The organism is Sorangium sp. So ce693 (assembly GCF_051521375.1).
In the GTDB taxonomy this organism is placed as follows: domain Bacteria; phylum Myxococcota_A; class Polyangia; order Polyangiales; family Polyangiaceae; genus Sorangium; species Sorangium atrum.
Map to the genome: position 1 here is coordinate 5,946,265 of NZ_CP150347.1, position 11,236 is coordinate 5,957,500.

The window sequence follows — 11,236 nt, forward strand, 5'->3', positions numbered from 1 at the left end:
GAGAAAACAGGTTCATGGAGCTCAAAGTAGTCTGTTACAAGGCCCTTTGGTAAGGGGGGCCTTCGACATGAATATCCTGCTCGTCGATGACCAGAACGTCGTCCGGGAAGCGCTGGCGTACGCGCTGACGTCGCAGCCGGGGGTGAGCGAGGTCGTTCAGGCTGCAAGCGGGCAGGAGGCGCTCCGAGCGCAGGAGGTCCACCGCTGTCAGGTGGCGGTGATCGAGCTCGGCCTCGCCGACCGCAGCGGCGTCGACCTCATCCGGGAGCTCAAGGGCATCGCGGAGCTCCGCGTCATCGTGCTCTCGATGCACCGCGATGAGTTCCGGGTCGCCGAGGCGATGCGGGCTGGAGCCGATGGATATCTGTCGAAGCAGAGCCGGCTCGCCGATCTCGTGGAGGCGCTGCGCACCGTCGTCCGGGGGCGCACGGCCGTATCGCCGGACGTGAGCGCCGCGATGGTGCGCGCGCTCCAGCGGCGCGACGGCGCCGCCCGCGGCGACATTGTGGCCGCGCTGAGCGACCGGGAGCGGCAGGTGCTCCGGCTGCTCGCGATGGGTCTCTCGGCGAAGGAGGTCGCCGTCCAGCTCTCGATCAGCGTGAAGACGGTCGAGACGCACCGGGCGCGGCTCTGCGCGAAGGTGGCGACGCACAGCGTGGCCGACCTGACCCGCCTCGCGGTGCGAGCGGGCCTCGTCGAGGCCTAGGATGCGGCGTCGCGCGGGGGGCGCGTGGCGAGCTCTGGAAGCTCGCGCGCCGCCCTCACCGCGCGTGGCGTGCAGCGCGGCGCTGGCTCACGCCGCCGCGGTGGAAGCCCGCGGCGCGGCCCGGAGCGCCGGCAGCGTCTTTCCGATGAGCGCCGAGCCGATGGCGAACCCGGAGAGCGTGAGTCGCATGTGGAGCACGTCCAGCATGCCCTGGCGGTGGAGCAGGGTCAGCGTGCCGCGGACATCGCGGCGGCGAACGCGCAGCTTCTCGACCAGCGAATCGAGTGTCTCGGAGCGTCCTTCGCGTTGAGCCATGGCGAGCGCCTGCAGGAGAGTTGCGGCTAAAATTTTCTTGTCCATGAGAGCACCCTAGGAAGGGTTCACTTGAGGTGCCCAATTTTCGGTGACGATTTTTGTGCAGAATGTCGCTCGCAGATTGGACGATGGACTCTCCGTACTCTGCTCATCCTGCGCCTGATACCCACCTCCCCGTATCGAGGGTTCGTCAGCGGTGGTGTCCAGGTCGCCGCCAGCAGAGGCGCGTCGCGTCACGTCGAAAAGATGCCGTCGATGGGTGGGAGCACACCCGGTTGGGCGACCATTCGGCCAATCCATTGCCTCGGATGGCCCGGTGCGTCAGCGGGGCCCCGCGGAGCGCATGAAGATGCGCCCCGCTTTTTCAAGGAGCCGTGTAGGTCGCGCTGAGCTGATATGTGCTGGCCGCGAAGCCGTTCACCGAGAGGAAGGCCTGCGTCTGCCCCGCCGGGACCGTCAGATTGCAGGTCTCCGCGGCGCCGTCCAGATACGGACGGCAGTCGTACGAGGTCAGGGTCGGAGCGGCGCCGAACCTCACGTAGAGATCAGGGTCACCGGTGCCGGTCATCACGAGCCGGAAGCTCGTGCCAGGAACCACCGAGAGGGGCCCGTGCGACGCCGATGCGCCCGCCGCGAGGCGACCGCTGAAGGTGGCCGACGTGGCCGTACCGCTGCCGCTGGCGTCGCTCGGTCGGGTATAGGTCACCGCCACGTTGCAGGTGGCCGCTGTGTACCCTCTGACCTTGACGTACGCCTTGGTTTGCCCTGTCGGCACGGTCAACGTGCAGGTCTCGGACGCCCCGGAGAGGTACGGGCGGCAGCTGTACGAGGCGGTCGTGGGCGCCGATCCGAACTTCACGTAAAGGTCGGGATCGCCGGCGCCCGTCATCACCACGGTGAGGCCCGTCCCCGGCGTGACAGCGAAACCGGCGCTCGATCCGATGTCCACGAACGCACCAGCGTTGACGCTGCTGCTGAACTTCTCGGTCACCGTCGTGCTGCCGCCGCCTCCACCAGCGCCGCCGTTGCCGCCGCCTCCACCAGCGCCGCCGCTACCGCCGGCTCCACCGCCACCGCCGGCTCCACCAGCGCCGCCGTTGCCGCCGCCTCCACCAGCGCCGCCGCTACCGCCGGCTCCACCGGCTCCGCCGCCTCCACCAGGCGGGCCGTAGAGCGCCTGGGCGCCCTGGATGTCTCTTGTGGTCAGCGCGAAGCCCCAGTCGCCCGTGCCGTTGCACTGGGGATAGTGCATGACGGAATCCGAGTCATACGTGGTCAACGCGCGCCACGCGTCGTCCTCGAAGCAGGCGCCCGCCTCGGGGCGCGTGTGCTCGTGCCGGAAGCCGAGCGTGTGGCCGAGCTCGTGCCGGAGGGCTGCCTCGAGCGCGACGCCGGATCCCTCGAGCTCGTTGAAGTCGATCAGCACGTTCCGCACCGATCGCGCATCGTTGGGGAAGAACGCCCGCGCGATGTACTGGCCGCCGGAGTTCGTCGGCCTCACGTCGAAGACGACGTTGCTGTTGCCAGCAGTGCAGCTCGCGTCCTGAGCGCTCTGGTAGATGTAATCGACATCTGCAGAGCTCTCCCAGGAAGCCGTGGCGGCAGCCATGGCCGCCACGACGGCGGCATAGCGCGCGCCGAAGGTCGTGCTCACGCAGTAGGTGATGCTCTTCTTCTGGGCCGCCGACCAGACCACATCGCTGCCGCCGCTGCGTTGCACGATGAGCGCGCCATCGCGTACGTACGTCTCCCAGAACTCCCGGAGATGCTTGATGTCGGCGACGGGCGTGTCCCCATTGACAATGTAGACACCAGAGTCAGGCTCGCGGAACGCAGCCCTCTCGAACGCCTCGAAGCTTTCGCGGCTGCTGCCGACGTCCTCGACCGGCTCGTCCTCGAGATCCGACACGCAGGCCGTAAGGGCGAATACACCCACGACCATTACGCCAAGCTTGAAGCTGGCCGAGCCGCAGACACGCGATCTACGCGATCTCACAGAGCGCATTGAGAGCTCCTTCCGCTCGAAGAAATGATTCTTTGTTCCAGCGAAGAGTCGTTCGGCCGACCGGGAGGGGTTATATAACCTGATCTGAGCGTGGCAGGATCACCAAATCGTCATGAATCGATAAAAATGACGACGATACTCAAGCGTTGAAGCCAGCCAGCGCACCCGATGACATTTCATCTGTGTGATAACTTTTCAATTTCACAGGAACCGGCTCCCTCGACGGCGCCGGCTGGCGATTGCGCTCGATTGTGTCCGACCAGCGAGGCCCACCGCGCATGGCCGTCGGCGAGCGCCTTGGCGCTCCCGGACAGGCCCGGAAGCGCAGCCGCGGGTGGGTTTACAGCTTGCCCCTGACGTAGGCTCGCTGGATGGTCAGCTTGGGCGGACCGGCGGAGATCTCGAACGCTTCCGGACGGCCGTCCGGCGCGAGGCTGCCCACGAGGCGCATGGTCTTCAGAGAGACCGTGACAGCGCCCGAGGCGTCGCGGAGGTACTGGACGTCGACGGGCTTCGTCGGATCGACGCTGGGCATGTATTCCTGCTGCTTCAGGTCGAAGGAGCCTTTCTTCTTGAGGAGCCGGGCGAGCGCCGAGGCGGTGGCGACGGGCGACGCGAGCCACGCCTTGGCCGCCGGCGTGAACGTCCCTTGGACCTTCTTGCCCTCGACCTCCCCCGAGTACTCGTACTCGAAGTTCTTCCTCTGGGACAGCTCGATACGGTGGTTCGCCTTGCCTCCCGACGTCTCGATCCAGACGCCTTCCTTGATCTGCCCCTGAGGATCGATGAGCACGTTCGACGCCTCGTCCTCGATGTGCAGAGATTTTGGGTCACGCGGAAGGAAGGAGGCCGAGCGGGAGAGCCATCGCCGCTGGCCGGCGTCGTCCTTGAGCAGATCGCTCGTCTCGAAGCCGACAGGCACCTTGTCGAGGCGCAGGATCACGGTGTCCGTGTACTCGGGCTTCGGGGCGGCGCTCTTCGACTCGAACGAGTCGAACAGCCCCTTGGCGAGCCGCTCGAACGTGCGGACATACCCGACCTCGTCATGCAGGCAGGCGATGGGGCGCGCCCTGTCCGCGTGCAGCGCGATCTTGAGCAGGCCGGCGGCCTTCCCGCCGGCGGTCGGGACGAGGTAGAGGGCCTGCACGAACACCGCGGGGCTCTCCCGGTGCACGCTCACCTCCCAGGGAACGACGCGAGCGACCTCCACCTTCGCAGGGTCGAGCAGCTCGATGAAGTTCCTTATCACCTCGCCCGAGTCGAGCATCGTATTGTAGACGAAGCACTCGACATGGGTGTCCGTGCCGAGGGGGATGGAGATCGCGACGAGCTTCTCCTTCGGCTCGATCTTCGCCTCCCCTGCCCCGAACACGCGCGCCGACCAGTCCGCGGCGCGGAGCTCCCTGGCGGGCAGCTCGCCCGCCTCGCGGGCGAGCGCCTCCTCGATGTCGAAAGGCTCCTTCGCCGCGGGCGCGGGCGCGGGGCCCGGCGCAGGGGTCTCCGCGGGCGCCGCGCCGCTGGCACCGCCGCAGCCGGCGAGGAGCGCCATGGATAGCGCGACCAGGCCCGCGCCGCGCGCGCAGCCCGGAGAGCGGCCGCACGCGCGGCGAGGCCATGATGTCATGTTCGTTGAGCAGAGCTGGCCCCCATCGAGACGGGCCCCCTGGATCGCAAGCGCCATGTGAATCTCCTGCAATGCCGTCACCCCGGCCGCCCGGAAGCCTCGTCGTCGGGCCGGGCGCTGAAGGTGATGATGCAGTGCAACGAGAGCGGCAGCGGCATCGTGTTGTCAAGGCGCGACGCGCCAGCGGCGCAGCCCTTCGACGCCCCACCTGAAAGCTGCCGTCACAAGAGCCGTCAAGGTGGCCCCTCGGCCATCGAGGCGCAACCATGTCACCGCAAAATAACAACTCCACGAGAATCAACAGGTCCGTGGGAGCGGACAGAACGCAAGGGAGCCATCCGAGACGCCAGACGCTCGATCCTCAGCAGCGGCGGCCGCACAGGCGAGTCCTGACAGGGCCACGGTGAGCTCTTGTGTTGCGCAATGATGACAGTCATCTCGCCGGCTCGTTCGATCAGCGAGAGAGACAGAAGACGATCCGAACGACCGGACGCGTCCAATGAGCCTGTCACGGCGGAGCTCGCAGAGTGGGGCGACCAGACACGGCGGCGCGCACAGTGAGGCAATTTGCCACAGCGAGCCCTCGAGAGGACACGCCAGGCGACCCGACGGTCATCAATTGTCCGGCCTCGACGCATCGGCGGATTCGTCCGAGCTCCCCGCCTGGCACCCGCGTTGCAGCATGGCCCCGGCGTCGCCGGCACCGCCGGCCTGATGTGGCCAAGCAGCAGGTAGCCACGGTCGTCGAGTGGCGTTCACAAGGCAATCCATCCGAGGAGTGATTCATGGGACAAACCAGCGAGAGCAAGCGTGGCTTCGCAGCGATGAACGCGGAGCAGCAGCGCCAGATCGCGAGTCAGGGCGGAAAGGCCGCTCATGAGAAGGGCACGGCGCATGAGTTCACGTCGGAGGAGGCGCGCGCAGCGGGCCGCAAGGGCGGCGAGGCTGTCAGTCAGAACCGCGAGCACATGGCCGAGATCGGGCGCAAGGGGGCCGAGGCGCGAAGTCAGGCGACGAACGGCGAGGGCCGGAGCCGGAAGGGGCGCGGCGGAGGCCATGAGCAACATGTGAAGGTGGACGAGCACCCCCAACAGAACTGAGCCGTCCTGGCGCGCCTCTCGGGATCCCCCGAGGGCGCGAGGACCACGAAGAGCCGCCGAGGAACCACGAAAGGGATCTTCCTTTCACGGTTGCTCGGCGGTCCTTCTTGGCGCTGTCGACGCGCGCGACGCCGCAGCGCTCCCTCCGCCACGCCCGTGCGCTGTCGACGGTGGTGATCGCCGGAACGCAGACGCCAGTACTCGGAATCACGGGCTCGAAGAGAGCCATTCCAGCCCCTGACCGATGGCTACTCCGGGCCGTCGTCGATCCCCGCTCCGTCCTCGAACATCGCCGGATCGTCATCGTCGAGGTCGCTCTCGTCCGGCGCGCCGCCCTCCGCGGCGTGTGCGCCGCCCTCGGGTGCGCCGGGGGGCGACATCCGCCATCCGCCGGTCGGAGGCCCGGAGGGCCACGAGCGGAGCCCGGGCGGCGGCCTGAAGCCGTCGACCTCGTCCTCGGGTGCATCGAGGCCCGCCGCCGCCGCGCGGCGAGCCCAGTCGGGCGCGTTCGGGGGCGGTACGTGCCGCGGCCGCCACCCGCCGCCCTCGGGCGCGATGGCCCGCTTGAGGTAGCCGTGCGCTCCGGAGGTGAAGCCCACGTCCGAAAGCGCGCGCGCGAGGGGGGAGCTGTGCGCAGGCTCGCCGTCGATCGTGGCCACGAGCACGGCGCGCCGCCGCCCCTCGTCGACGAGCGCCCCGAGCGCCGACGCGATGGCCCGGATCGCGTCGCCGCGCTCCGGCTCGGCCTCCGGCAGGAACGTGGTGAGGCTCCGCTCGGTGCGGCCCATCCAGGCGAGCAGCCGGCCGTCGTGCAGGATCACCAGGGCGCCCGCGGCCCGCTGCGGCCGGACCGGGCCACGGACGGCGCCCTCGGAGCCGCCGTCGACGGGCGCGGGGAGCTCGGGCCAGCGGACGGCGGCGCCCCAGGGGCTCGCCGGATCCGTGGCAGCGAGGACGAGCGTCCGCGGATCGTCGGACGGCTCGCGGCAGGCCCGGAGGCGATCGTCGGCGCCGGGCACCGCGAACTGCGCGGCGCCCAGCCCGGCGACGAAATAGCCGCGCCGCGCCTGACCGGCCTCCTCCATGGCGCGGAGCACGTCGTAGACGGCGGAGAAGCCGCCAGCGAGCCCCTCGACCGCCGCCGCCTCACGCGTGAGCACCCCGTGGCGCTCGAGCAGCGCGCGGGCGAGCGCCGCGCGTCGCTCGGTCTCGCCAGGCGCGCCGGACGACGCGCCGCCGGCAGCGCCGGACGCGCCGGGAAACGACAGCAGCGACCAGCGCCCTTCGCTCCCCGGCGGGCCGATCCGGCGCGCCCGCAGCGCCGAGAGGCCGCGGCCGGCCGCAGCGCGGTCGCGGTCGCGCCGGCGGCCGCTCGATCCGGACGCGCGGCCGAGGGCGCGCAGCGGGGCGAGCGTGTCGTTCGTGACCTCGCCGGCCCACACGAGATCCCAGAGCGCGGCGAGCAGGTCCGCGCCGAAGGCGCCCGTCTCACGCGACAGGTCGGAGAAGAAGAGCGCGCCGCGGCGGGCGAGCGCGGCGCGGATGCCCTCGGCGAGCGCCCCCTCGGCGCGGCCAGGCGGCGGGGCGAGGTACGGAAAGGCCTCGGCGAGGTAGAGCGCGACGCGGCCATCGCCGTCGCCGACCGGCTCGACGCCGCGCCAGAGCACCTCGCCGGCCGCGCAGAGCGCGTCGAGATCGCCGGGCCGGTAGCCCTCGACGCGGGCGGGCAGGATCTCGGCCTCCAGGGCGGAGGCCGAGAGGGGCGCGCCCTGGAGCTGCTCGAGCGCCGCGAGCAGGCCATCGAGGCCGCGCCTGCGGCGGTGCAGGCCATGCCAGTCGGCGAGGAAGCGGGCGTAGGCCTCCGGCGGGACCGGCTCGACCTCGGCGCGCAGCCGGGCCAGCGAGCGGCGCTTCAGCGAGCGCAGCACCTCGGCGTCGCAGAACTCCTGGCCGCGGCCGCCGGGGAGGAACTCGCCCTCGACCACGCGGCCTCGCTCGGCGAGGCGCGCGAGCGCGGCCAGCACCGGCGCAGGGCCGAGGCCGAAGCGCCGGGCCACGTCGTCGGCGCGGAAGGGCCCGTGCGTGCGCGCGTAGCGGGCGACGAGCTCGCCGAGCGGGTCGGCGACGGGCTCGAGGAACGCGATCGGGAGGCCAAGGGGCGGCACCACGCCGAGGGCGTCACGCAGCCGGCCCGCGTCCTCGGCGGCGGCGACGCGGCGCTCGCCGCCGATCTGGACCTCGATGGCGCGCCGATCCCGGACGAGCTCGTCGACCCACGCGTCGGCGCGCTCGCGGGCCGCGTCGGGTGGGGCGTCCGGGCCGACCGCGCGCCGGGCGATCTCGTCGCGCGTGAGGTCGCCGAGCGAGAGCAGGAGATCGTGCGCCTGGTCCTCGTGCTTGAGCGGCGCTCGGCCGTCGAGGCGCTGGAGCGACGCCTCGAGGGCCAGCACGGCGTCCGCGTCGAACAGCTCGCGCAGCTCGGCCTCGCCGAGCAGCTCGCGCAGGCGGCTGTGATCGATGGTGAGCACCTGCGCCCTTCGCTCGGCGAGCGGCAGATCGCCCTCGTAGATGAAGTTGCCGGCGTAGGTGAAGAGCAGCGTGGCCGCGAACGGCGAGGGCGCGCGGACGTCGACCGTGACGACGCGGACCTTCCGGGCGGCGATCTGCCGGAGGAGATCCTCGAGCGCCGTGAGGTCGAAGACGTCGCGCAGGCACTCGCGGTAGGTCTCGAGCAGGATCGGGAACGAGCCGTAGCGCGACGCGACGGCGAGCAGGTCGGCGGCGCGCTTGCGCTGGGCCCAGAGCGGCGAGCGCTTGCCGGGGAACTTGCGCGGCAGGAGCAGCGCCCGGCCCGCGCACTCGCGGAAGCGCGAGGCGAAGAGGGCGGTGTCGCCGAGGGCGCGGACGAGCAGATCCTCCACCTGGTCGGCCTGCGGCAGGAGCTGCTTCGCGTCGGGGGGCGACTCCGACTCGGGCAGCCGCAGGACGATGCCGTCGTCGGTCCACACGGTGTCGACGGCGAGGCCGAGCTCGAGGCGGCACCGCTCGGCGATGCAGGTCGCGAGCGGCGCGTGGACGCGGCCGCCGAACGGCGAGAGGAGGCAGATGCGGTGGTCGCCGACCTCGTCGACGAACCGCTCGATCACGAGGGTGCGGTCGCTCGGGACGTCGCCCGTGGCCGCGGCCTGGTCGCGCACGTACCGGACGAGGTTCGAGGCCGCGCGCTCGTCGAGGCCGAGCTCGTCCGCGAGCGCGCGCTCGGCCTCGCCGTCGGTCAGCGCGGCGAGGCGCCGCGCGAGGGCGCCGATGGAGGCGCCCAGCTCGGCGTTGCGCCCGGCCTGGTCGCCGCGCCAGAACGGCATCTTGCCCGGCTCGCCCGGGGCGGGGACGACGAGGACGCGGTCGTGGGTGATGTCGGTGATGCGCCACGAGGAGGCGCCGAGGAGGAAGACCTCGCCCTCGCGGGCCTCGAAGACCATCTCCTCGTCGAGCTCCCCGACGCGCCGGCCGGGGCGCGCTGCGTCGCCGCCGGTGTCCAGGAAGACGCCGTAGAGGCCGCGGTCGGGGATGGTGCCGGCGTTCACGACGGCGAGGCGCTTCGCGCCCTTCCTGGCGCGCACGGCGCCGCCCACCCGGTCCCAGACGATGCGGGGCCGGAGCTCGGCGAACTCGTCGGAGGGGTAGCGGCCGGAGAGCATGTCGAGCACGCCCTCGAAGCTCGCGCGGGGCAGCTCGGCGAAGGGCGCCGCCCGGCGCACGAGCGAGAAGAGCGCGTCGACGTGGAGCGTGTCCATCGAGGCGATGGCGACGATCTGCTGGGCGAGGACGTCGAGCGGGTTCCTCGGGTACAGGGTCGCCTCGACCTTGCCTTCGCGCATGCGGGACGCGGCCGCGGCGCACGCGAGCAGGTCGCCGCGGTGCTTCGGGAAGACGACGCCGCGCGACGTGCCGGAGACCTCGTGCCCTGCGCGCCCGACGCGCTGGAGCCCGGCGGCGACCGACGGCGGCGCCTCGAGCTGGATCACGAGGTCGACGGAGCCGAGATCGAGGCCGAGCTCCAGCGACGAGGTCGCGACGATGCACGGCAGGAGGCCCGCCTTGAGCCGCTCCTCGATCTGCTGCCGCTGCTCGCGGGCGATCGATCCGTGGTGCGCGAGCGCGATCTCGGCGCCGGCGGTGTCGTTGAGCGCCGCGGCGAGGCGCTCGGCGAGGCGCCGGCTGTTCACGAAGATCATCGTGGTGCGGTGGGCGCGGACGAGCTCGACGAGGCGCGGGTGGATGCTCGGCCAGATCGAGCGCTGCGCCGGCTCGGCGGGCGCCCCCCTCGGGCCGTCGCCCGCGCGGGCGGCCTCGCCGAGCTTGGTCATGTCCTCGACGGGCACCTCGATGCGGAGCTCCAGGGCCTTGGGGGCGCTCGCGTCGACGAGGGTCACCGGCCGCGGCGCGAAGCGCCCGCCGGCGCCGTCGGTCTCGCCGCCGCCGAGCAGCCGCGCGACCTCGTCGAGCGGCCGCTGCGTGGCGGACAGCCCGATGCGCTGCATGGGCCGCGGCGCGGAGCGGAGCGCCTCGAGCCGCTCGAGGGACAGGGCCAGGTGCGCCCCGCGCTTCGTCGCGACGAGCGCGTGGATCTCGTCGATGATGACGGTCTCGACGGCGCGCAGCCGGTCGCGCGCGGCGGCGGTGAGCAGGAGGTAGAGCGACTCCGGGGTGGTGATGAGGATGTCCGGCGGCTTCTTGGCGAGCCGCGCACGATCCTCGGGCTTTGTATCGCCGGAGCGCACGCCGACCTGGGGGACGCGGTAGGGCAGGCCGAGGCGCTCGGCGGCGGCGGCGATGCCGGCGAGCGGCGCGCGCAGGTTGCGCTCGACGTCGATCGCGAGCGCCTTGAGGGGCGATACGTAGACGACGCGGCAGCGCTCGGCGGCCTCGGGCTCGGGCGATGCCATGAGCCGGTCGATGGCCGCAAGGAACGCGGCGAGCGTCTTGCCCGAGCCCGTCGGCGCGAGCAGCAGGGTGGAGGCGCCGTCGAGGATGGGGGGGAAGCCCTGCACCTGAGCGGGCGTGGGCGCGTCGAAAGCCGCGCGGAACCACGCCTGGGTGGCGGGGTGGAAGCGGTCGAGCGGATCGGGTGCGGGGGGGCGTCTCTTGGCCATCGGCGGCGCTTGCGCGGTCCCTGCCTGAGCGGGGAGCGCTTGTATGCAAGAGCCATCCCTCGCGGCGGGAGGCGGCGCAACAGATCGTTCCAGCCGCGCCGGCGGGTGGGTCCACGCGGCGGGGGCGGGCGGGCGCTGGCCATCCGCCAAGGCGGGGACCTGGAGCTTACGCGTGGAACACCGCCCGGCATGTCTCCCTTCGGGCCATGCCACCTGGGACGTCATGTTGCGCGCCACATAAGGCGCGCCTGAAACCTCGAGCCTCCGGGAGCCTCATGGCACCTCGGTCGGTGCTCCAGCGCGCCCGCCCGCCCCCGCCGCGTGGACCCACCC

General features: G+C 71.7%; 6 protein-coding genes. 2 read left to right on the top strand and 4 right to left on the bottom strand.

Annotated elements, in window-relative coordinates; translation table 11 throughout:
• Positions 1–67: 67 nt before the first annotated feature.
• The gene (locus WMF14_RS22295) at positions 68–706 is read left to right on the top strand and encodes a response regulator (protein WP_272099866.1); all 639 of its coding nucleotides are present in this window, start codon (positions 68–70) and stop codon (positions 704–706) included.
• A gap of 87 nt (positions 707–793) precedes the next feature.
• On the opposite strand, the gene WMF14_RS22300 is transcribed toward WMF14_RS22295, so the two are convergent.
• From WMF14_RS22300 to WMF14_RS22310, 3 genes are all read right to left on the bottom strand, one after another.
• Positions 794–1,066: a hypothetical protein gene (locus WMF14_RS22300; RefSeq protein WP_437330642.1), complete on the bottom strand. Its 273-nt coding sequence runs from the start codon at positions 1,064–1,066 to the stop codon at positions 794–796.
• 319 nt (positions 1,067–1,385) lie between these two features.
• Positions 1,386–3,026 carry a pre-peptidase C-terminal domain-containing protein gene (locus WMF14_RS22305; protein ID WP_437803488.1) on the bottom strand — a complete coding sequence of 547 codons (1,641 nt, stop codon included), beginning with the start codon at positions 3,024–3,026 and terminating at the stop codon, positions 1,386–1,388.
• Between the two features lie 340 nt (positions 3,027–3,366).
• Entirely contained in the window at positions 3,367–4,575 is a 1,209-nt protein-coding gene (locus WMF14_RS22310) for a hypothetical protein (protein ID WP_272099872.1), read from the bottom strand.
• Between the two features lie 860 nt (positions 4,576–5,435).
• On the opposite strand from WMF14_RS22310, the gene WMF14_RS22315 reads away from it, so the two are divergent.
• Positions 5,436–5,750 (top strand): KGG domain-containing protein, encoded by a 315-nt coding sequence (locus WMF14_RS22315; RefSeq protein WP_272099874.1) that lies wholly within the window; start codon positions 5,436–5,438, stop codon positions 5,748–5,750.
• Between the two features lie 248 nt (positions 5,751–5,998).
• Here the strand turns inward: WMF14_RS22315 and WMF14_RS22320 are convergent, their stop codons facing one another.
• The gene (locus WMF14_RS22320; protein ID WP_437803489.1) at positions 5,999–10,903 is read right to left on the bottom strand and encodes an Lhr family helicase; all 4,905 of its coding nucleotides are present in this window, start codon (positions 10,901–10,903) and stop codon (positions 5,999–6,001) included.
• Positions 10,904–11,236 lie beyond the last annotated feature (333 nt).

Excerpts from the sequence above, each read along its gene's own strand:
- WMF14_RS22295 (WP_272099866.1), top strand. The coding sequence starts at position 68 with ATGAATATCCTGCTCGTCGATGACCAGAACGTCGTCCGGGAAGCGCTG.
- WMF14_RS22300 (WP_437330642.1), bottom strand. The coding sequence starts at position 1,066 with ATGGACAAGAAAATTTTAGCCGCAACTCTCCTGCAGGCGCTCGCCATG.
- WMF14_RS22305 (WP_437803488.1), bottom strand. The coding sequence starts at position 3,026 with ATGCGCTCTGTGAGATCGCGTAGATCGCGTGTCTGCGGCTCGGCCAGC.
- WMF14_RS22310 (WP_272099872.1), bottom strand. The coding sequence starts at position 4,575 with ATGGCGCTCCTCGCCGGCTGCGGCGGTGCCAGCGGCGCGGCGCCCGCG.
- WMF14_RS22315 (WP_272099874.1), top strand. The coding sequence starts at position 5,436 with ATGGGACAAACCAGCGAGAGCAAGCGTGGCTTCGCAGCGATGAACGCG.
- WMF14_RS22320 (WP_437803489.1), bottom strand. The coding sequence starts at position 10,903 with ATGGCCAAGAGACGCCCCCCCGCACCCGATCCGCTCGACCGCTTCCAC.